General features: G+C 36.0%; 19 protein-coding genes. 13 read left to right on the forward strand and 6 right to left on the reverse strand.

Going from position 1 to position 24,743, the window contains the following annotated elements; all coding sequences use genetic code 11:
• Positions 1-9: 9 nt before the first annotated feature.
• Together ACZZZC_RS01720 and ACZZZC_RS01725 are read left to right on the forward strand one after the other, a co-directional pair.
• On the forward strand, positions 10-195 hold the full coding sequence (locus ACZZZC_RS01720) for a hypothetical protein (protein ID WP_056850620.1): 186 nt from the start codon (positions 10-12) through the stop codon (positions 193-195).
• A gap of 55 nt (positions 196-250) precedes the next feature.
• The gene (locus ACZZZC_RS01725) at positions 251-814 is read left to right on the forward strand and encodes a DUF2911 domain-containing protein (protein ID WP_463484546.1); all 564 of its coding nucleotides are present in this window, start codon (positions 251-253) and stop codon (positions 812-814) included.
• Positions 815-978: 164 nt separating this feature from the next.
• On the opposite strand, the gene ACZZZC_RS01730 is transcribed toward ACZZZC_RS01725, so the two are convergent.
• From ACZZZC_RS01730 to ACZZZC_RS01740, 3 genes are all read right to left on the reverse strand, one after another.
• A complete protein-coding gene (locus ACZZZC_RS01730; RefSeq protein WP_463486444.1) occupies positions 979-1,566 on the reverse strand; it encodes a phospholipase domain-containing protein in 588 nt (195 codons plus the stop codon).
• A gap of 257 nt (positions 1,567-1,823) precedes the next feature.
• Positions 1,824-3,347, reverse strand: a complete 1,524-nt coding sequence (locus ACZZZC_RS01735; protein ID WP_463486445.1) for an alkaline phosphatase family protein — start codon at positions 3,345-3,347, stop codon at positions 1,824-1,826.
• A 122-nt stretch (positions 3,348-3,469) separates the two neighbouring features.
• Positions 3,470-4,972: a glycerophosphodiester phosphodiesterase family protein gene (locus tag ACZZZC_RS01740; protein ID WP_463486446.1), complete on the reverse strand. Its 1,503-nt coding sequence runs from the start codon at positions 4,970-4,972 to the stop codon at positions 3,470-3,472.
• Positions 4,973-5,879: 907 nt separating this feature from the next.
• Here ACZZZC_RS01740 and ACZZZC_RS01745 point away from each other — a divergent pair.
• Positions 5,880-9,197, forward strand: coding sequence for a DUF4175 family protein (locus tag ACZZZC_RS01745; protein ID WP_463486447.1), 3,318 nt, complete (start codon positions 5,880-5,882; stop codon positions 9,195-9,197).
• Between the two features lie 143 nt (positions 9,198-9,340).
• Positions 9,341-9,778, forward strand: coding sequence for an rRNA maturation RNase YbeY (gene ybeY / locus ACZZZC_RS01750; RefSeq protein WP_463486448.1), 438 nt, complete (start codon positions 9,341-9,343; stop codon positions 9,776-9,778).
• On the opposite strand, the gene ACZZZC_RS01755 is transcribed toward ybeY, so the two are convergent.
• Entirely contained in the window at positions 9,765-10,265 is a 501-nt protein-coding gene (locus tag ACZZZC_RS01755; RefSeq protein ID WP_463486449.1) for a hypothetical protein, read from the reverse strand. The two genes, ybeY and ACZZZC_RS01755, sit on opposite strands and share 14 nt — an antisense overlap.
• A 681-nt stretch (positions 10,266-10,946) precedes the next feature.
• On the opposite strand from ACZZZC_RS01755, the gene ACZZZC_RS01760 reads away from it, so the two are divergent.
• The 3 genes from ACZZZC_RS01760 to ACZZZC_RS01770 all read left to right on the forward strand — a co-directional run bounded on the left by ACZZZC_RS01760 (position 10,947) and on the right by ACZZZC_RS01770 (position 16,612).
• Entirely contained in the window at positions 10,947-12,809 is a 1,863-nt protein-coding gene (locus ACZZZC_RS01760) for an ABC-F family ATP-binding cassette domain-containing protein (protein ID WP_463486450.1), read from the forward strand.
• Positions 12,810-12,984: 175 nt separating this feature from the next.
• Positions 12,985-14,847 carry a tRNA uridine-5-carboxymethylaminomethyl(34) synthesis enzyme MnmG gene (gene mnmG, locus ACZZZC_RS01765; protein WP_463484553.1) on the forward strand — a complete coding sequence of 621 codons (1,863 nt, stop codon included), beginning with the start codon at positions 12,985-12,987 and terminating at the stop codon, positions 14,845-14,847.
• 121 nt (positions 14,848-14,968) lie between these two features.
• Positions 14,969-16,612 (forward strand): Ig-like domain-containing protein, encoded by a 1,644-nt coding sequence (locus tag ACZZZC_RS01770; RefSeq protein ID WP_463486451.1) that lies wholly within the window; start codon positions 14,969-14,971, stop codon positions 16,610-16,612.
• Here ACZZZC_RS01770 and ACZZZC_RS01775 read toward each other — a convergent pair whose 3' ends face one another.
• Positions 16,613-17,128 carry a gamma carbonic anhydrase family protein gene (locus ACZZZC_RS01775; protein ID WP_463484555.1) on the reverse strand — a complete coding sequence of 172 codons (516 nt, stop codon included), beginning with the start codon at positions 17,126-17,128 and terminating at the stop codon, positions 16,613-16,615.
• 102 nt (positions 17,129-17,230) lie between these two features.
• Positions 17,231-18,817, reverse strand: a complete 1,587-nt coding sequence (nadB, locus tag ACZZZC_RS01780) for an L-aspartate oxidase (protein WP_463484556.1) — start codon at positions 18,815-18,817, stop codon at positions 17,231-17,233.
• 407 nt (positions 18,818-19,224) lie between these two features.
• Between nadB and nadA the strand changes: the two genes are divergently transcribed.
• From nadA to ACZZZC_RS01810, 6 genes are all read left to right on the forward strand, one after another.
• Positions 19,225-20,265 (forward strand): quinolinate synthase NadA, encoded by a 1,041-nt coding sequence (gene nadA / locus ACZZZC_RS01785; RefSeq protein ID WP_463486290.1) that lies wholly within the window; start codon positions 19,225-19,227, stop codon positions 20,263-20,265.
• A 149-nt stretch (positions 20,266-20,414) separates the two neighbouring features.
• On the forward strand, positions 20,415-21,653 hold the full coding sequence (locus ACZZZC_RS01790) for a dicarboxylate/amino acid:cation symporter (protein WP_463484557.1): 1,239 nt from the start codon (positions 20,415-20,417) through the stop codon (positions 21,651-21,653).
• Positions 21,654-21,827: 174 nt separating this feature from the next.
• Positions 21,828-22,868, forward strand: coding sequence for a thiamine-phosphate kinase (gene thiL / locus ACZZZC_RS01795; RefSeq protein WP_265797196.1), 1,041 nt, complete (start codon positions 21,828-21,830; stop codon positions 22,866-22,868).
• A gap of 5 nt (positions 22,869-22,873) precedes the next feature.
• A complete protein-coding gene (locus tag ACZZZC_RS01800; protein ID WP_463484558.1) occupies positions 22,874-23,344 on the forward strand; it encodes a DUF1016 N-terminal domain-containing protein in 471 nt (156 codons plus the stop codon).
• A gap of 42 nt (positions 23,345-23,386) precedes the next feature.
• On the forward strand, positions 23,387-23,854 hold the full coding sequence (locus tag ACZZZC_RS01805; protein WP_463486291.1) for a PDDEXK nuclease domain-containing protein: 468 nt from the start codon (positions 23,387-23,389) through the stop codon (positions 23,852-23,854).
• A 124-nt stretch (positions 23,855-23,978) separates the two neighbouring features.
• Complete coding sequence (locus ACZZZC_RS01810) at positions 23,979-24,743, forward strand: hypothetical protein (protein WP_463484559.1); 765 nt, start codon at positions 23,979-23,981, stop codon at positions 24,741-24,743.

The following is a 24,743-nucleotide window of genomic DNA, read 5'->3' on the forward strand; positions in this document are numbered from 1 at the left end:
ACAAAAAACATGAGTGTACAAGAAAACAGCAGCAATAATTTCAACTGGTTATATTATGCTTTAGGTTTATTCTTCGGGATTTTAACTGGAGCTGTAATTACGCAGAACTATATTTTCGCATTATTAGGTGGCGTTTTGGGTTTGTTAACTGCAGGCTTATTTTTAAATGCTATAGTAAAAGGCAGAAAATACTAATCCATCCCGAATTAGTTTAACATTCCTTTTTTAACATAACTAACTCATACAGCAAATGAAAAGAATATTCATTGTTGTTTTCGCTCTTTTGTGCTTCGGAGTAAAAGCTCAAGAAACTTCCTCAAATGAGGTTAAGTTTCCGGCGGCAGATCCGAGTCCGGCAGATATAGTTTACTTTCCTTTAAATGCTCCAAAAGCGAAGGATGCCACTAAACCGGTAATCAAAATCGTTTATTCTCGCCCGCAGCGAAAAGGTCGTGATATTTTTGGCGTTTTAGAGCAGTACGGAAAGGTTTGGCGCTTCGGGGCTAATGAAAATACCGAAGTTCAATTTTTTAAAAAAGTAACTATTGGAGGTAAAAAAATAAAAGCTGGCACGTATAGTTTGTTTGCGATTCCAAATAAAGACAGCTGGACAATCATTGTAAATAGCCAAACAGATAAATGGGGCGCTTTTTCTTATGATGAAACCAAGGATGTTGTGAGAACAAATGTACCTGTTAAGGCATTAGCAAAACCAATAGAATACTTTTCGTTAACTTTTATTGCAAAGGAAGGTGGCGCAAATCTAATTATCGGCTGGGATAAAACCCAGGCAGAGCTGCCAATAACGTTTTAGGATAAATATTGATAAAATATTAAAGCCTCGACTAAAATCGGGGCTTTTTTTTTACCGAGCTAAATTTTAAACATTTCATCTTTTTGAGAAACAGATTGCTGCACATCTAAATAAGATGAATATAATTCCTTTCCAAAACCCTTAACTCTAAATGGGCGCTGTTTTTACGCATTACCCATATAAGGATCACTTGTTGTAATTTCCCCGGTTTCTATCTTGCCTGCATAACGATGTTTAAAAGTCGAATTGCCTGTATTTATGATGCTGAAATCGTACCAATTACCAGTTTTTGAAAGGTTTGATAGCAAATTGGTGGTGGTTTTTGGCTTAAGCAAAATAGTTCTGGTGGCCGATTTATATTTGTTGTCTAGAATTTGAATGCTTATGGCGCTTGAACTGCTGTTTTCGATAGAAAAAATCAAATTACCAGTTAACTTTTTGCTCACTAGCCCACTTTGTTCAGGCGTTGCCTTTATCACTATCTGCGGGTTTTGTTTATTACCTATAAAGTGCCTGTAAAAACCATTGGGACCAGTAATTCGGAAATCGTAAACACCATTATCAAAGTCTTCAATATAAATTTTTTCTGATAGTTTATCTCCAGCTTTAACGGCGTAAGCCCAAACTTTGCCTTTGACGCCCTTGAAACTTTCGCTAGTAATCATTGTAAAAGGTACACCAACAGTTTCGGTTTCATTTCCAAAAAGCGATTTTGCAGATTGGAAAGTAAGCTCTACCTCACTGTTTACCAAAGAAGCATCTACATTTATTTGATAAGGAAGTGCGCAAGCTGGTTTTGTTCCCTGTTCTTGCTTTGGCGCATGTATTGAAGTCTGGCTTGAAAAAGCTTCGAACTTGTTAATCTTAGCAACCTCATTTTTGTTTAAAGCAGTTGGCCCAACTTGTGCCGGTTTATTTTTTGCATTACCAATACTTGCGACTACGGTTTCGCGATTTAATGGTTCTGGCGATTTAATTTCCTCTCCATTATAGCGCCGAAAAGCCGACGTTAAATCGCCACAAATGTTTCTCCTCCAATCGCTAATATTATGCTTTTGATGTTTTTCCCTGTCTTTTTACTTAACCACTTCTCCATAAACATTAAAGAAGAGGTATGATCAAAAACCTGCGAATTTACAAATCCGCCTTTGCTCCAGGGTGAGGCAATAACCATGGGCACACGGTAACCCAAGCCAATAGGACTGCCTTTTCTTCCCTCAAAATCTGTAGCATAATCAATCCCTTCAGATACTTTTCCACTTGACTTGTCATCTGGATTTGGCACCACGAATGGAGGTTGATGATCAAAATAACCATCATTCTCATCATAGGTTAAAACGAAAATAGTTTTTTTCCACACTTCAGGGTTTTTGGTTAAAATATCCAGCGCTTCGCTTACATACCAGGTGCCATAAAGGGGCGAACTCGTATGGTCTGAAAAACGCTGTGGCGCCACCAACCACGAAACTGCCGGAAGTTTTCCGCTATCAACATCTTTTCTAAACTGATGAAAAATATCGCCTTTCGGAATATTTATTGTTTCGGATTTTCCTTCATCGTTAGTGAATGTGAATGGCGCTAATTCCAAATAATCTTTCTCGCTAATGTTTGTTTGGAAAGCTTTATCTATCAGGTTTTTTTCCCGCGGGGATAATTTATCATATTTAGCCTGAACTTCTTCGGGAGTTAATGCCGGTGTAACAGTCTTATCGCCATTTTTTCTGAAATAAGCAGAAAGCTTAACATTATGTCTTTTTACATATTCAACAGGGTTATCGCCATAATTGCCCAACCAATCATCAACCTCACCCTCCGGAAGTTTTGAAGTCCAAAGTTCATTTTGATAGATCCGCCAATCAACCCCGTTATCTTCTAAAGTTTCCTGAAAGGTTGGCCAGTCTACAAAAACATTGTTCTGCGACTCCGCCTGGTCATTATTTACTACTGCCACGCGGTTTGCGCTCTTCTCTCCCCTAATTGTCCCTGTAAAAAAGAATAATCTATTAGGTGTTGTTCCTGTTAAGGATGAACAAAAATGTTGGTCGCAAACAGTAAATGCATCAGCCAAAGCATAATAAAACGGGACATCATTTCGATCGTAGTAAGATAATGTCATCGCCGATTTAACAGGAAACCACTTATCATAACGTCCTCCGTTTCGGGCTGCAACCTGATCGTTCCAGGAGTGAGGTAAACCGCCTTGCCAAGTGATTTTCGTTTTATTGATATCTACGTGAAAAGGCGCATAAGTATAACCTTGACCGTCCTTTTGCAGCCAGACTTTGTTACCATCGGGCTGAATATGCGGATGCGGATCATTAAAGCCCCGTACCCCTTTCATCTTACCAAACATGTGGTCGAAGGAACGGTTTTCCTGCATTAAAAATACGATGTGCTCGGCATCGTAAAAAGTACTACCGGGTTCGGCATTTATTGCCATAGCCTTTAATACCGAGCTGGGCAAGGTGTTAGCCATACCAGTAGCCCCGGCGAACAGTGCCGCCTTTTTTAAGAATTCTCTACGTGAGTCCATAAATTATACAATATAGCTTAGATACTACAAGTTATGAATAAGTAGCGAGTCTGTTAGCAGGTGTCTTAATTCTTGATGTAAAAAACTTGTGAACGGAATTCGTGTAGTTATTACCGAAAACCCTATTTCTGGTAAACCCTCACATAATCCACTTTCATCGTTGCTGGAAAAATAGCATCATCAACTCCGTTTTTTCCTCCCCAATTTCCGCCAACAGCTAAATTCAAAATCACATGAAAGTTTTGATCAAATGGCCAATCGGCAGGACCTTTACCTGTATTTTTAAAGGTTAAATATTTTTGATCATCTACAAAAAATTCAATTCTGTCTTTAAACCACTCTACGGCGTAAATATGATAAGCATTGTAAGGATTTATCTTTACGCCTTTGCCTACCTGAGTTTTAAGTACGTGATTGAATTTCTCAGTGTGTACAGTTCCATAAACACTATCAGGCTCATAACCTACATGCTCCATAATGTCTATTTCACCACTTTTAGGCCAGCCGCCGTATTTCCAATCGGTAGGAAGTGCCCAAATTGCCGGCCACAAACCCCTTCCTTTTGGCAACATCGCCCGCACTTCTACCCTGCCATATTTGAAATCAAATTTATTTTTACTTACCAATCTAGCTGATGTGTATTTATTAGTTTCTTTATCGGCTTTAACTGCAGTGATGTTCAAACTTCCTTTAACATTTTTGGCGTTGGCAGTATCAGCCTCGGTATAGTATTGAAGCTCATTATTTCCCCATCCTTTTCCACCAACATCGTAACCCCAATTTTTGCTTAGCGGCAAGCCTTTGTCATCAAATTCATCTGCCCATTTTAATTTCCAACCTAAAGCAACTGGTGCTTTTTTTATTTCTTTAAAAGTCAATTCTGGCTCGTTTGTAGTTATGTAATCAACATTGTGCGCCAATAACCATTGCATTTCTGGCGCAGTGTTTACTGTCCAGGCATTTACTGTTAAGCCTAATTTGTGTGCATTTTCTATCCAGCCATCTTTTTGATAGATGCTATAATGGTAATCAACGCCAGTTAGCTTGTCTGCCTTCATTTGTTCAGCACTGATCTCTCCTCTCAGGTAAGCTACTTTCGCTTTTGGAAGAACCTCCAGAATCCGTTTGCAATAATCATAGTCGAAACTAATATATTCTGTCCAATCTAAAACCCCTACTTTTTTAACCATATCGATACAGGCATTTGTAAGCTCAATACCACGTTCTTTGCTAACTAGCGATGGTTTTATTTCTAAAATCAATTTGGTTGTTTTTTGTTTCTTACCTTCTTTTAGGTAAGCTTCTAAAGTTGGAATTTTCTCGCCATTGCTCATGGTTTTGGTTAAAAGTTCTTCGTATTTAACCTTCTCGATGGTTAAGCCTTGAAATTCAGCATCGTGATTTACAACAAGCACTTTATCGGCGGTCATCCATACATCGAATTCCGAACCATAACAACCTAACCTTACCGCTTCATTCAGGGATGCGATGGAGTTTTCAGGAAATTTATTTTTTTTCCATGCGCCGCGATGTGCAATCACCTGATTTTTATTCCAGTTAAATTTTTGGGCAAATGAAGTGGTAAAAATAAATACCATGCTTGTTAAAATAAGTGCTCGTTTCATATTTGGGGTGATTGTACAAAAAATCAAAAGTAGATTTTTATTGGAATACCAGTTTAAAATCTATGTAACCTTTGTATTAATTATCCAAGATAAATATTTTTAGATTAATTGTGCCGTTGGCTGAAGCCGAACGGCAATGAAAAACCACCCCTTGCCCCTCCTTGAAATAAGGAGGGGAGTTGGATTGTGCTTGTTGAATATTGAAACCAATATTCAAGTTGGTGGGTTGAACCATAAAGCCAATGATAGATGCAAAATTTGTCTTTGCAGATCCCGCTCCCCTCTTTGAAATAAGAAAGGGAGTTGAACTATGCTTGTTGGATATTGAAACAAATATTTAAGTTGGTGGGTTGACCCATAAAGCCAATGATAGATACAGAAAATCTGCCTTTGCAGATACCGCTCCCCTCCTTGAAATAGAGAAGGGAGTTGAACTATGCTTGTTGAATATTGAAACCAATATTTAAGTTGGTGCGTTGACCCATAAAGCCAATGATAGATGCAAAAATTTGCCTTTGCAGATACCGCCCCCCCTTGCAATAGACAAGGGAGTTGAACTATGCTTGTTGGGTATTGAAACAAATATTTAAGTTGGTGGGTTGACCCATAAAGCCAATGATATATGCAAAAATTTGCCCACGCCGGTACTGCTCCCCTCCTAAATTAGGAGGGGTTGGGGGTGGTTTGATACGGCAAAAGCAACAAACTTTGTTAAATAAACCCGATTGCCGCGAATCCCGATTTTTCATCGGGAGCAGCAAAAAGCGGGACTGAAAACCTCCATGAAACACTAAACATTGTTTTCCAAACCTTTATTCTATCTTTCAAATAAACAATTTGAAATAAACGCGTTACCTTAACAGGGTTTCTTTTAATTGATGGGAACAATTTTTACATTTACGTTGATATGGTAAGCAATAATTACAACGATTTGTTGAGGAAGATAGATGAGTTTATCCGTAAATTTTATTTAAACAAGATTTTACGTGGTGCCATTTATGCCGCCGCAATATTACTCGGTTTGTATTTGCTTGTTTTCTTAAGTCTATATTATTTAAACCCAACGGCAGGCTTAAAAACTTTTATTTTCTTCGCTTACTTATTACTTGGCTTACTATTGATAGGTTTTTTAATTATAAAACCTCTGCTCTCGATGTTGAAATTAGGCAAGCATCTGTCTTTCGATGAAGCTTCGGTAATTATTGGAAACCACTTTTCTGATATTAAGGATAAGCTTTTGAATACTTTACAGCTCCATAAACTTTCAGAAAATTTGCCAGAAAATAATCAGTTGATTATGGCGAGCATCGATCAGAAAATTCTGGAGTTGAAACCCGTACCATTTTATACCGCCGTTCGGATAAACGATAATCGGAAATACTTGAAATACCTGTTCGTTCCGCTTTCCATTATTCTATTAATTGCCCTGATTGCACCTGCCATTCTTCGCGAAGGAACCAATAGTTTCTTCAAATATGATGAATACATCGCTCCGAAAGCACCTTTTAGCTTTACTGTTTTGAACAAAAATCTAGCTGTTACGCAGGGCGATGATGTAATGATAAATTTAAAATTGACTGGTGATGAATTGCCTGCCGAAGTATATGTTGAAGATGGAAAAAACACTTATAAACTTGAGAAGGAGAACATCAGCAAGTTTAATTACGACATTAAAAACATTCAGAGTGATAAAAAACTGATTTTTAAAGGCGGCGGATTTGGTTCCGAAACATTTACAGTTAGCGTTAAGCCTCGTCCGGAGTTATTGAATGCATCGGCAACTTTAAATTATCCATCTTACTTAGGTAAAAAACCTGAGGTGATTGCTAACGTTGGCGATATCCTTCTACCCGAAGGGACGCGTGTGACCTGGAGTTTCAAAACCGGCCAAAGCAATTCGCTGCTATTTACGCTAAATGGTAAAGAAATTGTATTGAAGGTGGATGATAACGAATCAGCATTTAATGCCACGATCCGCAATAATTCAAAATATAGCATTAGCCCAAAAAATGATTTTGTAACGCTTTCGGATTCTCTATCTCATCAAATTACGGTAATTAAAGATCAATCTCCAGCTATTCAAATCGAGGAAAAGCCCGATTCAATTAGCAATAAAGCCATTTATTTCAGTGGACAGGTTACGGATGACTATGGTTTTAGTAGATTGAGTTTTAAGTATAACATTAGGGAAAACAATAAGGTAATTAGTACGGTCAGCAAAAATATCTCTATCAAAACCAATATAACTGAAAATAGATTTTTCTTCTTCTGGGATTTAAAATCGGCATTGGCAAAGCCTGGCCAAGAAATAGAATATTATTTTGAAGTAGCTGATAATGATGGTGTTAATGGCTCAAAAATTACCCGTTCGGAGATTAAAACATTTAAGCAGCCTACAAAAAAAGAAACAGCTGAGCAAGTAAGCACTAACAGCCAGGCGTTAAAGCAAAAAGTACAATCGGCTATTCGTTTAGCCAACACTGTCGAAAAAGAGAGTAAAAAAGTTGCCGAAAGCTTAATCGATAAAAAGCAGATTTCTTTCGAAGACAAAAAACAAATTGAGGCTTTGCTGGATAAACAAAAACAACTGGATGAGGCGGTAAAACAAATTAAAGAGCAAAACGATAAAAATATTCAGCAGCAGGAAGACCAATTGCAAACAGAAGAGCTTTTGGAGAAGCAAAAGCAGATTAAGGATTTGTTTGATCATGTATTGGATGAAAAAACAAAGGAGCTTTTGCAGAAACTTCAAAACCTGATGAATGAGAAAAATAAAGACCAAACGCAAAATGAACTTTCAAAGATGCAATTGGATAATAAAACGCTCAAAAATGAACTCGACAGAATTTTAGAACTTTACAAACAGCTAGAATTTGAGCAAAACTTGCAAAACGACATCGATCGTTTAAATGAATTGGCTAAAGAGCAAAAGGCCCTTAGCAAAGAAACGGCTGATAAAAAGCAGGATAACGAATCGCTTAAACAAAAGCAGGATGCCTTGAATAAGGAAATGAAAGATTTAAAGGATGATTTGAAGAAACTGGAAGACAAAAATCAGTCGTTAGAAAAACCTAATCCCTTCGAAAACCCTGAAAAAGAGCTGCAGGATATTCAAAAAGAACAACAAGATAGTAAGGATGCGCTTAATAAAAAAGATTCTAAAGGCGCTAGTCAGAAGCAACAAAAAGCTGGTGAGCAGATGGAAAAGCTTTCGAAAAAAATGAGCGAAATGCAGCAGCAAGGTGAGGAAATGGAAAACAACCTGAATGCGAAAGAGTTGCGTAAGCTCCTTGAAAACTTGTTGAATACATCTTTTGAGCAAGAAAAGGTGATGTTAACGTTAAAAAAAATGACTTCAGCTGATCCATCCTATATTGGCAACGTTCAAAAGCAACGCAGCATTAAAGATAACCTGAAAACCATCGCTGACAGTTTGTACGCTTTAAGTAAGCGTGTTCCTCAAATTGAATCGACGGTGAACGAAGAGATGAATAAGATTAATTTCAATCTCGATAAAAGTTTGGAAAGTCTTGGCGAGCGAAGAACGCCAGAAGCCAATCGTTATCAGCAGTATACCATGACATCAGTTAACAATTTGAGTTTGATGTTGAGTGAGGCTTTGAATCAATTGCAGAACATGCAAAAAAACGCTAAACCTGGAAGTGGAAAAAAACAGAAACAGGGTATGAAGCAGCTCTCCCAAATGCAGGAACAACTGAATAAAAGTATGCAAAAGGCCCGTGAGCAGATGCAGAAATCTGGTGGCAACCAAGGTAAGGTGGGCAAAGGCGAAATGAGCCAGGAGTTTGGAAAAATGGCACAGCAGCAGCAGATGATTCGCCAGGCTTTGGAAAAAATCAACCGTGAAGAAAATAAAAATGGTTCGGGTAAAATGGGCAATCTTAATGAGGCCATTAAGGAGATGAAGCAAACAGAAAGCGACTTGGTAAATAAGCGTTTACAGCAAGAAACCTTAAATAGACAGAAAGAGTTGTTAACCAAGCTTTTGGAGGCAGAAAAAGCAGAACGCGACCAGGAAGAAGATGCAAAACGAGAGAGTAAAGCAGCCAAGGAATTTCCACCATCTTACCAAAAAATGGTTGATGACTTTAAAAAGCAACAACAGAATGGAAACGATATGTTGCAGAAATTGCCTCCTGGTTTGAATTATTATTATAAAAATAAAATCGCCGAATATTTAAAATCTTTGAATATGGTGAGGTAGGATAAATCTATTCTTAATGTTGAATCATTTCAGCATGGATATTCAACTATTAACTGAAATGAATTCAGTATGACGGCCTCATGCATAACTTCTACTCTCCCCTAACTTTTATTTCTTAAATTTGCGGCTTTAAACCTATCCACATGCCTGCAATTTCATTTTTTACAGAATCGGTTACTTACAATCTTCCTCAAAAACTTAAGGTTAAAAAATGGATTAAAGCAACAATTGAAAAGGAGGGCTTTGAATTACAGGAACTCAATTTCATTTTCTGCAGCGATGAATATTTACTGGGTATTAATCAACAGTATTTAAATCACGATACTTACACCGATATTATTACTTTCGACAATTCTGATGAGGAAAAGTTGATTGTCAGTGATATTTTCATCAGCATTGAACGTGTAAAAGAAAATGCAAAAACCTTCAAAACAACAGAATTTGATGAAGTTTGCCGCATCATGATCCATGGAACCTTGCACTTACTGGGCTACAAAGACAAGGGTAAAGCAGCAAAAACTCTAATGACGCAAAAAGAAAATGAATATTTAAGCTTCAGAGTAGATTTCAATTTTCTGTAAATAAAAATACCAAAGGAGAATCACTTTTTTGTACCAGGATTTTGGCAGAGTTTCCTTCATATTTATTGATGCTAACTCCTATACAATCCACGCCAAATGATTTACCTTTCCAGGCTCTTGATGTAACCTTGTAATAGCTCGAACTTGCATCTTCTATTAAATACGGAAATATGGTCCACGACCATTTAGTGCCATTAAATACCAAATATTTTGTTGGTTGAGGTAGATCTACCATATCGATCATTTGATAAATTTTATCTTGAAACTTTGTAGCCGTGTAAATTTTATCAACTTGAGCATGTTGAAGGTATGCTGTATCAAGGCTAAGATTTTTATAGTCGAATGATTTCAGTTTTATAATCTGACCAACAACTGATTTACTAAGCACAAACCTATATACTTTATTCCCGTCTCCATCCGCGTCAAAAATTAGCGTATTATTTTTTAAATTTACTGGATATGCCCTTCTTCCTTGAACGTTATCCATTGTGGCAAATACTTGCGAGCCATTTTTGACAAAATATAATATTCTAAGGCTATTACTTTCATTAATTATGATTGTAAAATAAACTCGTAAAAGCTCTTCGGGCTTTATAAATTTCGATGGTCGGTTCATAATATGATAGTTGTTGGTTTTTACAATTTACCGAAAATTTAGAATAAAAATAAACATCTACTGTTTGCTCAGGAAATAACCGTGAAGATGCTCTCCCTTTGTTGATCGCAACCATTTTCAAATAATTTTATTCTGTTCGTCTGACGGTTAACAGTGTTGGTCGATAAATTACCCATGCTGGTATATTTCTGCCTATTCAGCTGCAACAATACAACCATTACTCGGTCTTATAATTAAAATAAAAGCTTAGTCTCTTCGATATAAAATATAAGATAAGGATTGAATCCTTTCAAAAGATAAAGTTTAGTTTTAGTTAATGATTGAAGCAGCGGCGGAGCGATTCCAGTCGCTGTTTTCGTTTTTTTAAATTGATGAATCAACTCATTCAGGATCTCTTATTTCATCAGTTTGCAATTCACCAGCTAATTACATATCAATATTTTGCCATTTTTGATTGATACATAGCTGCTTTGAGATATCTATACAACCTACCAAATATTTTATCCTTACTTTTGCACTAATTTTCCTTTATAAAACCGAAATACAAAAAAATTGAGCACACTAATTGCGGCAGAAGGCTTAGGTCATGGTTATCATGATGAATGGCTATTTAAAAATTTAACCCTAGGTATTAACTCTGGTCAGCGGGTAGCGTTGGTTGGAATTAATGGCGCTGGTAAGAGTACACTTTTAAAATTATTAGCAGAAAGGTTTCCTCCGCTCGAAGGTAAGATTGTTAAAAATAAAGCAGTTAAAATCGGCTTTTTGGATCAGGAACCACAATTTACAGAAGGTTTCTCTATAAGCGACCATATCTTTTCTTTAGAAAATAAACAGCAACAACTGATTAAGGAGTATGAGGAATTAATTGAGGATCCAAATCCCGATGAGAAAACGCTCAATCGTTTGTATGAAGAACTGAGCGAACACAATGCCTGGGAATATGAACATGAAATAAAAACCATATTGAATAGGATGGGGATTACTCATCTTCAACAAAAAATAGCTACCCTTTCTGGCGGACAAAAGAAGCGTTTAGCCTTAGCAAAGCTATTAATTGAAGATCCGGAGATTTTAGTGTTAGATGAGCCTACCAATCATTTGGACATTGATACAATAGAATGGTTAGAAAAGCTACTCACGACAGGACAAAAAACCATCCTCCTGGTTACACACGATAGGTACTTTTTAGATAATGTTTGTAATACTATAGTTGAATTAGATCGAGGAAAGATTTTTAATTATAATGGAAATTATGCTTACTATCTGGAAAAGAAATCAGAAAGAGAAGCGCTTGATGCGACTGTTCAACATAAGAATCAGCAGCTATTAAAGAAAGAATTAGAGTGGATGAGACGTATGCCACAGGCTCGTGCGACGAAATCTAATGCCAGGATCAATGCTTTCTACGATCTGGAAGAAAAAACAAAGAAAAAGTCTGATAATCAGACTATTAACCTCCAAATGAAAATGTCTCGCCAGGGAGGTAAAATTATCGAGATCGATCACATAGCAAAGTCTTTCGATGGTCGTCCAATTATTAATGATTTTAGCTACACCTTTAAAAAGGGAGATAGAATTGGTTTGGCAGGTAAAAATGGTACTGGCAAATCTACTTTATTAAATATCATTACTAGCCAACTAGCGCCAGATGGAGGGACAGTTGATACTGGTGAAACGACAGTTTTTGGTTATTACAAACAAGGAGGTTTAACTTTCGATCCTAAAGAACGGGTAATTGATATTGTGAAATCAGACGCTGAGTATATTAAGATGGCTGATGGCTCTGTAATTACTGCTTCTGCCCTACTAACACTTTTTCTTTTCCCGCCTAAGAAACAACATGGCATGGTAGAAAAATTAAGTGGTGGTGAAAAGAAGCGTTTGAACTTGATGAAGGTTTTGATGCAAAATCCTAACTTTTTAATTTTGGATGAGCCAACTAACGATCTGGATATTGACACATTAAATGTACTGGAAGAATTTTTGGAAAACTTCCCTGGCATTTTAATGCTGGTTTCTCACGATAGATACTTACTTGATAAAATGAGTGATCAGCTATTTATTATGGAAGGCGAAGGGGTAGTAAAAATATATAATGGCAATTATTCAGAGTATCGTTTAAGTTTAGAACAACCGAAAGTTAAACCCGAAGCCAAAAAAACTTCCACGCCTATAGCTGCTGAAGCTCCGACAAAAAATGCAAAAAAATTAAGTTTTAAAGAACAAAAGGAACTTGATGAATGCGAAGAAGGGATGGCAGATACAGAAACTAAAATAGTCGAATTGACAAAAAGTTTATCAGCGATAGCTGCTTCAGATTATGTAAAGATTCAAGAAATTTCGGATGAAATTGAAAAGTTAAAAGTTAAGCATGATGATTATACAATGCGTTGGCTAGAATTATCAGAATAAATTTAAATAACTTTTCATATGTTTCGGCGTTATGTTTCACGTGGAACATTTAGGTTCAGTTGTGATGCATGGCTCAAATCAAACTTTCTCAACGGAGAAAATAAGTGCTTGAATCGGTTTAACATACCAAATAAATAATACAATTGTTCCACGTGGAACATAATAGAAAAAGAAAATGTTTTCAAAATACGATTTGATTGTTGTTGGTGCTGGACATGCAGGATGCGAAGCTGCTGCCGCTGCCGCCAACCTGGGCTCATCAGTTTTATTGATCACAATGAATATGGGTACCATAGCTCAGATGAGTTGTAACCCAGCAATGGGTGGCGTAGCGAAAGGACAGATTGTTCGCGAGGTAGATGCGATGGGTGGCTATTCAGGAATTATATCTGATAAGTCAACCATTCAATTTCGAATGTTAAACAAATCAAAAGGCCCAGCAATGTGGAGCCCGAGAGCTCAAATTGACAGAATGCGCTTCGCTGAAGAATGGCGGTTAGCTTTAGAAAGAACTCCTAATGTCGACTTATGGCAAGATAGTGTTGTTGGCTTATTAGTTAAAGATAATACTGTGTATGGCGTAAAAACATCTTTAGGAATAGAGATTGAAAGTACAGCAGTAGTACTTACAAATGGGACTTTCTTAAATGGGGTAATGCACATTGGAGAAAAGAAATTTGGTGGAGGCAGAACAGCAGAAAGAGCATCAACTGGAATTACAGAACAATTGGTGGAACTGGGTATGGAAGCTGGAAGAATGAAGACCGGCACTCCCCCTCGAGTAGATGGTAGAAGTTTAGACTATACCAAAATGGAAGAACAATGGGGAGATGAAAACCCCAGTAAATTTTCTTTCACAGATACCGAAGTCTCAGCAGATCAACGTTGCTGCTGGATTACTTATACCAATGGGGATGTACACGAAACCTTGAAAGAAGGCTTCGAAAAATCGCCAATGTTTACAGGCAGAATTAAAGGTTTGGGTCCAAGATATTGTCCTTCCATTGAAGACAAAATTAACCGTTTTGCAGAACGCGACAGACACCAAATTTTTGTAGAACCTGAAGGATGGAACACATGCGAAATTTACGTGAATGGTTTCTCAACTTCTCTTCCAGAAGATGTACAACAAAGAGCGCTTCGATTAATTCCAGGTTTTGAGAATGCAAAAATGTTCAGACCCGGTTATGCTATCGAATACGATTTCTTCCCTCCTACTCAATTATCACTTACTCTAGAAACTAAATTAATTAATAATCTATTTCTAGCTGGTCAGATAAATGGAACTACAGGTTATGAAGAAGCAGCTTGCCAAGGTTTCATGGCTGGTATCAATGCACATCAAAAAATTAATGACAAGCACGAGCTGATTATGAAAAGATCGGACAGTTATATTGGTGTTTTAATTGACGATTTAGTAACCAAAGGAACTGACGAACCTTATCGAATGTTTACCTCAAGAGCAGAACATCGTTTATTATTGAGACAGGATAATGCAGACATTCGCTTATCTCCTATCGGACATGAATTAGGTTTGATATCTGATGAACGTTTAGAAAAGGTTAAACATAAAGTTGAAGCAGCAGAAGCTTTAGTTAAATTTACCAGAAGCCAAGGCATAGAAATGGTTGATGCTAATCCTATGTTAGAAAGTTTAGGTTCGAGTATTTTAAATCAAAATGTAAAAATTCATAGTTTAGCTGGTCGTCCTCATGTGGGCTTACAAGATCTTATAAAAGTAAGTAAACCATTGGCTGAAGCCACCAAGGATTTAGATAATGAAACAATAGAACAAGCGGAAATCAAAATTAAATATGAGAGTTATTTTGAAAAAGAAAATGAGATAGTAGCTAAAATGTTGAAAATGGAAGACAAAGAAATCAAACCTGATTTCGACTATAATAAAATTGTTTCCATCTCAAAAGAAGCCCGTGAAAAGTTATTCAAAATAAAACCACGTACTTTAGGCCAGGCATCAAGAATTTCTGGCGTATCACCATCAGATATCTCAGTTTTAATGGTCTATATTGGTAAGTGATTGATTATCAACAATTTAAACATACATATATCGACTTAAAATAAAGCGATATAAAAGCATAAAAACTTTTTTTAATATCAGATTTCCAAAAACATCAAAAATTCGTCATAACGTTTAAAATATGCCAAATTTAAAAGCTCAGTATTTTAACAAAATAATTTTAGCAGTTGTTATCATCTCTCTCCTATTTATGGGTTGTGCAAGTATGCAAACACCACAGGGAGGACCGAAAGACTCAACTCCACCTAAAATTTTAAATATGACTCCGAAAAATCAAACCCGTAATTTTAATGCAAAAAAAATTACAATTGAGTTTGATGAATATTTTAAGCTTGTGGATGAATCGAAAGAATTTAGTATTTCACCAGAGCAGGAACGAGCACCTATTTTAAAAATTCGTTCTAAGCGACTGGAAATTGAACTTCAGGATACATTAGAGAAAAATACAACATACACCCTAAATTTTGGAAAGGCAGTTGCCGATATCAATGAGAGTAATGTGGTCAAAAATTTATCTTATGTGTTTTCTACCGGAAATGAAATTGATTCCTTATCTGTGAGTGGAAATGTAAAAAGCTCGCTAAATGATGAATTTGAGAAAGACGTTACTGTTTTCATCTTACCATTAGCACGTGACACCCTGTTTGGAAAGAAAAGGCCATCAATATATACCTTGACTGACAGTTCTGGAAATTATAAGCTTAACAATCTAAGAGCTGGTCAATATAAAATTTATGCACTTAAGGAAGGCAGTGGTGGTGGAGATAAAATATATCAACAAGTATCTGATGAAGTTGGTTTTCTGAAAGATCCAATCACTATTGATAAGAACCTCGATAATATCAATCTCCAGGTGTTCAAAGAACTGGCGACAGATTTTCGTGTTACAGATCGTAAACTTGCTAATGATGGAATCATCACCATTACAACAAACAAACAACTTAAGGATCCGAAAATTACTATTACGGATCCACCGAAAGTAGATGTAGGTAAGTTTGTTCACTTTAATAAAACTAACGATACCGCCAAAGTATGGCTTACTGATTTAAGCTTCGACTCTGTTAAGGTAGCCATTCAGGATGAAGGCAAGGTTTTACAAACACTTAATTTTAGCAAAGGAAAAAAGGATAATTACGTTCGCGATGTAAATATTAATGATAACGCAAGTGGTGGTAAACTAAATCCCTACCAAACTTATACCTTAACTTTTCCTTTCCCAATAACAGCAGCAGATGCTTCAAAGATTACTTTATTAGAAGATTCAGTTAAAAGAACAACCTTTCAACTGATAAAAGATAGTACCGATTTCTTAAAATACTACATCAGATATCCCTGGAAACAAAAACGAACCTATGATATAAAATATGCTGCAGGAGCTTTCACAGCAATTTTTAATGCCAAAAATAAGGAAATCAATAAGACCTTTAAACTAGATCCAACAGATAATTATACCACATTAATATATAATGTAACTGTACCAGATTCAAGTAAAAACTATATCGTTCAATTTTTGACAGAGAAAAAGGATCTGATCAAATCATTTCCGATAAAAGGAAATACGAAGCTTCGTTTCGCAAATTATCCCGCCGGAAAATATATGATTCGAGTAATTTATGACGAAAATAGAAACGCAATTTGGGATACTGGAAATGTAAAAGCAGGTACTCAACCAGAGAAAGTATGGTACCTCAAAGCACTTTTAGACCTAAAACCGAATTGGGAAAGAGAAGATCCCTTAGCTATCCCACCCCCACCGAAAGATTGATTATGGATTTGTAAACCAGTTGGAATACATGATATAATTATCTGGTAACTTATTTAATAAAGCCCTTTGCTCATCAGTAATGGGCTTTATTTTTTTTGCTGGGGTGCCAGCGTATAAATAACCGGTTTCACAAACCATGTTCTCCAACACCACTGATCCAGCGGCGATGATACAATATTCTTCAATAACGGCATGATCCATTACAATTGCACCCATACCTACCAAAACGTGATCTTGAACTGTACAACCATGAACGATTGCATTGTGACCAACAGATACCCTATTTCCAATGTGTGTTGAAGCTTTTAAATACGTAGCATGAATTACAGCGCCATCCTGGATATTGGATTCATTTCCAATTGTAATGGCGTTTACATCGCCTCTAATCACCGCATTAAACCAAACCGAACAATTGTTTCCTATAGTGACATCACCCACAATTGTAGCGTTTTCAGCGATGAAATTATCATTTCCTATTTCAGGATATTTGTTTTTTACTGGAAGTATTAATGGCATAGCTTTATTTTCACATACTCCTGAATCTAAATCAGGTTTTTAGGGTAATCGTTTATTTCTTTTCTATATACTGAAATAGATCAGCAAGCTTGCAGCATCAGTTTAAAAAACAGTATCAATTAGTTCTTTAGCGTGATCAGGGTAATCAGTGGTAAAATGCAAACCTCTGCTTTCTTTACGCTTCATAGCTGATTTTATGACCAAATAAGCAGTCTGAATTACATTCCTCAGTTCACAAAGCTTCACCGAAACCTTGTTCTTTTTATAGAATTCCTCTGTTTCCTGGTAAATTAAAAACAGTCTTCGGTGCGCCCTTTCTAAACGAAAATCAGAACGAACTATACCAACGTAATCACCCATCACTTTCTGCAATTCTCTTAAATTGTGGGTAACCAGAACGTCTTCATTGCTTTGTGTAACCCCTTGTGAATCCCATTCTGGAATATTTTCAGGAATTACATTATTTTTGAAGTTTTCAACCGCATCCTGATAAATACGATGTGCAAAAACAGTCGCCTCAAGTAAGGAGTTAGAAGCCAATCGATTAGCACCATGCAAACCAGTTGAAGAAACCTCACCACAGGCATAAAGGTTTTTGATAGAAGATCGCCCATATTCATCTACTAAAATGCCACCACACATATAATGAGATGCCGGCGTTACTGGTATATAATCTTTTGTCATATCGATACCAATAGATAAACACTTGGCAAATATATTTGGAAAATGTTTTAAAATATCTGCCTTCTTACGCATCGTGATGTCTAAATAAACAAATTCATCACCCGATTTTTTCATTTCATTATCAACTGCCCTAGCAACAATATCTCGAGGTGCTAATGATTTACGCTCATCGTATTCATGCATAAACTCTTCACCATTTTTACGGCGAAGAACACCGCCAAAACCACGAACTGCTTCAGAAATTAGGAAGGAAGGATACTCTCCAGGATGGTATAAAGCGGTTGGGTGGAACTGAATAAACTCCATATTCCTTACTTTTCCTTTAGCTCGGTAAACCATTGCCATACCATCACCTGTTGCAATTACAGGGTTTGTTGTAGCAGAATATACATGTCCGGCACCACCTGAAGCCATAACCGTAACGTTTGCCACAATCTTTTCCACATCGTTAAGCTCTGTGTTAAAGGCATATATCCCATAACAGTTGATATCTTCAGTACGTTTATCAACAAACTCACCGAGGTGATGCTGAGTGATTAACTCGAGTGCAAAGTAATGTGTTAATATCTCTATGTTCGGATTCTCATGAATTTCCTTTAAAAGTACCCGCTCAATTTCATATCCGGTGATGTCTTTATAGTGTAGAACACGGTGTTCGGAGTGTCCGCCCTCCTTGGCTAAATCATAGAAGCCCGAGTTATCTTTATCGAAATTTATACCATAGTCAATAATCTCCTGAATGCGCTGAGGCCCCTCTTTTACAACGATTTCTACAATTTTTTCATCGCATAAACCGTCGCCGGCAATCAAGGTATCGTGTATATGTTTTTCGAAAGAATCATCTTTATCAACAACAACTGCGACACCACCTTGCGCATATTTTGTATTCGATTCGTCTTCATTTGATTTAGTAACAATTAAAACCTTACCAAATTTGGCCGCCTTAAGTGCAAAACTTAAACCCGCTATCCCTGAACCAATTACCAGAAAATCTACTTTTCTCATCTAAAAAACATTTACTTTATCAACGCTGTTGATAACTATAGAACAACTGTTAGCTTTATGTAGAAATAAGACTAACAAATAAATTTGAATGTTTAAAGCTACTCTAAAAAGACAATTTGCCACAATCTTTTACTCAATTTTTAAGCACCTTTGTACAAGTAATTAACTTTTCACACACTTATAAACAATTAACATTCCAATATGGAGAAAAATTAACCGGTTTTTCGATAGTGCTGAAAATCAATCTTATCATATTACAAAAATGTAATCTAAATGTTAGTAAACGATTAACAACTTACATTGAAGAACGTTTTTAATAAACTTACCAACGTTACCAACACACTAATAAACAAACAAGATTTATTTATTTAAAATAACTTATTAATTATTGAGACGTGGAAAGCTTTATCTTTGACCAACGTCAAAATTCAAAAAAGGAAAATTTAAAAATGAACATAGATGTCTTAGAAGAAATAAACAAAAAAGGTTACGTAGAAGAAGAAATTGACCCTACGCTTGACCTCTTTGTTGAAATCGAAAAACTGAAGAAGGAAAAGAATGCAATTATATTAGCACACTATTACCAAGAACCTGATATACAAGATATTGCAGATTATATTGGTGACAGTTTAGGTTTATCTCAGGAAGCAGCAAAAACTGATGCTGAGGTAATTGTTTTTGCAGGAGTACACTTTATGGCCGAAACTGCCAAGATTTTATCTCCGACAAAAAAAGTTTTATTACCAGATGTAAAAGCAGGCTGTTCTTTGGCTGATAGCTGTCCACCACATTTGTTTAGAAAATTTAAGGAGAAGTATCCTGATCATTTGGTCATCACTTATGTGAATTGCACAGCTGAGTTGAAAGCCTTGAGTGACATTGTTTGTACCTCTACAAATGCTGTTCAAATTGTAGAAAGTTTACCAAAAGATCAGAAAATAATCTTCGGTCCGGATAGGAATTTAGGCGCTTGGGTTGCCAAAAAGACCGGTAGAGATTTGGTGCTTTGGAATGGCGCCTGTATGGTACATGAGATTTTTTCGAAAGAAAAAATTACGAAACTTAAAGAACGCCACCCTAACGCCAGGTTTATTGCACATCCGGAATGTGAAGAAGCCGTTTTACAAATGGCCGATTATATTGGCTCTACTACCGGACTTTTGAAATATGCTATATCCAATCCGGCCACAGAATTTATTGTAGCTACAGAAAGTGGAATTATCCATCAAATGGAAAAAGCTTGTCCGGAGAAAACATTTATTCCGGCGCCACCGAATAATAGTTGCGCTTGCAATGATTGTCCATACATGAAGAGAAATACTTTAGAAAAACTATATTTATGTCTTAAAAATAGTTCGCCAGAAGTAACTGTACCAGAGCATATTATTGAGCAGGCACGTAAACCTATTCAAAGAATGTTGGATATTTCTGCAGAGCTAGGATTGTAGTAAAATATTGAGTAGTAAAATAAGACACTCGTCATTGCGAGCCACGAAGCAATCTTAAAGCGTTGGGTTTTCAATTACGAAAGTAATGAGATTGCTTTCCCGAAAAGTCGGGACAGGCTGTACCTCCCAATGACGGATAAATGATAAAAATGAAAACAACTAATATCTTAAAAAATTACTCAGGCTTGCTTTGGCTACTAGCAGGGATTACCGCTGGAAGCATCATTGGGTTAATTTTTGGACAAAAAGTTGAAAGTATAAAACCTCTGGGTGATATATTTTTGAATTTGTTGTTTACTGCCGTTATTCCTTTGGTATTTTTTGCAGTTTCTTCTGCCATTGCAAATATAGATCGTACTAAAAAGTTGGGGAAACTATTAACCATTATGGTATTGGTTTTTTTATCAACTATTCTTATTGCAGCAATTCTAACTCTGGCTGCCACATGGGTTTTTCCTATTCACCAGGCATTGGGCAATAATCCAATTCCAACCGAACCAGAAAAAATTCAATCGTTCGGAGAGCAAATGACACAGCTCTTAACCGTTGGAGAATTTTACGAGATTGGCAGTAGAAAAAATATGCTGGCGCTCATTATTTTTTCCGTTTTAGTGGGATTTTCTACCCTATACTCGGGAAAAGAAGGTGATGGTTTTAAAAACTTTTTGGTGTCGGGTAATGAAGTGATGAAAAAACTCATCATCTTAATTATGAAACTTGGGCCGATAGGTTTGGGTGCCTATTTTGCTTATCAGGTTGGTGTGTTCGGGCCGCAACTTTTTGGTACTTATGCCAAAGCATTGGGATTATATTATGGAGTCGGGGCATTCTATTTCATTGTATTTTTTACGTTATATGCCTTTATTGCCGGCGGTTTTAAAGCGATAAAAGTATTCTGGAAAAATAATATTGTACCGTCCTTAACCTCTATTGGCACTTGTAGCAGCATAGCAACAATCCCTGCGAATTTAGAAGGAACAAATAAAATGGGTGTTCCGGCTTACATTACCAATGTGACTATTCCATTGGGTTCAACATTACACAAGGATGGCTCGAGCATTAGTTCTATAATTAAAATCGCAGTAGTATTTGCTATTTTTGGAAAGGATTTGGTTCATGTAGATACCATCATTTTGGCATTGGGCATCACTGTTTTAGTCAGTATAGTAGAGGGTGGAATTCCCAATGGAGGTTATATTGGAGAGTTATTAATGATTTCAGCTTATCAATTGCCACCAGAAGCTTTACCTCCGGCGATGATTATAGGAACTTTGGTAGATCCAATGGCGACACTTCTAAATGCGACCGGAGATAATGTTGCGGCGATGCTGATTTCCAGGTTTACTGAAGGCAAAAATTGGATGGAAAGTAAGGGTTTGTCATCCTGAGCATGCTGTCATCCTGACGAAGGAAGGATCTGTTTTGCTAATAAGTACTGGCCTGAGTAAATGATTCTTCTCTATACTCAGCATGACAAATAATTTTAAAAATAGAAAATAAGGGCTTAACCCCTTAGAAATGTATAATTATTAATAAAAGCCCCTTAATGGGTTTGGGTGAATATGTTTGAAAATAAAGAGCGTACAGATATTAACGAATTAGGTGAGTTTGGTTTAATCAAACACTTAACAACCAATTTTAAAATTAGAAACGATTACTCGGTAAAAGGTGTTGGTGATGATGCTGCTGTTTTGGATGCAAAAGGCAAACAAATATTGGTTTCTACCGATTTGCTTTTGGAGGGAATTCACTTCGATTTAGCTTATGTGCCTTTGATGCATTTGGGTTACAAAGCAGTTCAGGTTAATTTGAGTGATATTTATGCCATGAATGGTAAGGCTAGTCAGATTACCGTTTCATTAGGATTGTCGAGCAAATTTCCGCTGGAAGCTGTAGAAGAAATCTATAAGGGAATTGAACTGGCTTGCAACAAGTTTAATATTGACCTGATTGGTGGGGATACTTCATCAAGCAAGCAAGGTTTGGTGATTAGCATTACGAGTATTGGCTACGCTGATGCAGATAAAGTTACTTATAGAAATGGCGCTCAGGAAAATGATTTACTTTGTGTTTCGGGCGATTTGGGTGGCGCTTATGTTGGTCTTCAGATTTTAGAGAGAGAGAAGCTAATTTATTTGGAGAATCCACAAATTCAACCGGATTTGGAAGGAAAAGATTATATCATCGAAAGACAATTGAAACCTGAAGCACGCATGGATATCGTGGCGCTTTTGGAAGATATGGATATTAAACCAACATCAATGATCGATGTTTCGGACGGATTGGCTTCTGAAATTCTTCATCTTGCTGAACAATCTGATAAGGGAATTACCATTTATGAGGAGAAAATCCCATTAGATCCAATGACTTATGAAACAGCTCGTGAGTTGGGTATTGATCCAACGGTTTGTGCTTTGAGTGGGGGTGAAGATTATGAGTTATTGTTTACAATCAGCCAGGAAGATTATAAGAAACTAAAACACGACGTAGATATTACCGTTATTGGTCACGTTACTGACAAAAATTCTGGTTGTAAAATGGTTTCAAAATCCAACAATGTTCATGAGTTGAAAGCACAAGGTTGGAACGCTTTTAATAAATAAATGCTATGAATAGCAATTTATCACACCAAAATTTTATTGAGCGTATTGCAGATTTGCTAAATAAGGCTCGCAATAAAATTGTAAATACAGTTAACCAAACAATGGTTTTAACGTATTATGAAATTGGTAGGATGATTGTTGAGGAGGAACAAAATGGCAAAGATAGGGCAGATTATGGAAAGGAAGTTATAAAAAGACTTTCTATTAAGCTAATTGCCGATTTCGGAAAAGGCTTTTCCATTCGAAATATTGAACAGATGAGGCAGTTTTATAAGGTTTACGCAAAAACGCAAACACTGTCTGCGGAATTCAAATTAAGCTGGTCTCACTATCTAAAGCTCATGAGAATTGATGATGATAAGGAAAGAAATTTTTATGAAATAGAATCATCTAAAAATAATTGGAGTTTAAGAGAACTACAAAGACAGTATGATATAGCCTCATATACCCGCTTATCGTTAAGTAGAAATCTTTGAATTATCAATAAAAGGGCAGTATTAGAAAAGCCAAAAGATGCCATTAAAGATCCATATATTTTAGAGTTTTTAGGTTTGCCAGATGAAAAAAGCTATTCTGAAAATGAATTAGAACAAAAGCTTATTGATAAACTAGAACACTTTCTTTTGGAGCTTGGAACTGGCTTTACGTTTGTTGCCAGGCAGAATAGAATATCTTTTGAAGAAAAGCACTTTAAAATAGATTTGATTTTTTATAATCGAATTTTGAAATGTTTTGTACTAATCGATTTAAAAATTGGAGAGTTAAGCCATCAGGATATTGGACAAATTCAGATGTATGTAAATTATTATGATAGAGAAGTTAAACTATCTGATGAAAATAAAACCATCGGAATAATACTTTGGCAGGATAAGAGCGAGGCCGTTGTACAATTCACATTACCAGAAAATAATGAACAAATTTTTGCAAGTAAATACTCTACAGTTTTACCAAGTAAAGAGAAATTAAAACAACTTATCCAAGAGTAAATGGTTTCAAAATCTAACAATGTTCATGAATTGAAAGCACAAGGTTGGAACGCTTTTAATAAGTAGATTTAGAGAAAAAATAGTAATTTTAAAATAAATCATCCTATTATATAAACTTATATTAATGGGAAATTACCTGAGAACACTAAAAACAATTGATGTATTCAAATCAAGATCTGATAAATCACCTATCACAAAAATACTCGCTGCCAATCAATACCGAACCATTGTATCGGAAAAATTGAGAAATGGAATAATTTGGTTTGAAATTATTTTATATGAAAAAACAACTGGCTTTGTTAAGAAAGACAATGAAAGTATTTTTTTTTGTAAACATTGCGAACTTAATGATGATAAGTTAATAGGGTTTAACTATAAATCAAAAAGTAGTGATAAGCTATCTTTTTATGATATTTTTAGTACAAGCAAAGTTTTTGACTTAAACGAAATAGGTTTTGTTAAAGTCGAAAGAATATTACAAATTGATAAAGGAACAAAGGAACATATTGAATTTCAATATAATAAAAAATTGGTTGAGGTTTATCCATATATTCTAGATAAAGGTGATGAATTCTATATTGTGAATAATAAGATTGAGGGTGCTAGTGGTCTGATAGAAATCGATAATTTTGAAGGACTGAAAGGAGTTGCTCCAGTAAGTATTAACTATTTGGAAATTAAAGATAAGTGGGAAACAAATTTTGTAATCGGCTTTGGCATTATAACCATCTTCATAATTATTCTTATATTTTTAAATGCCGGTTTGCTTGTCTTAAGCTCATTTATGATAATTCCAGGTATAATCGTAGGCTCAATTATATTATATATGTTTAAATTTATTTTGAGGCCATTAAAATTCATTTTTTATCAAATTAAGATACGGATTTGA

This window comes from Pedobacter sp. AC212 (genome assembly GCF_979258625.1).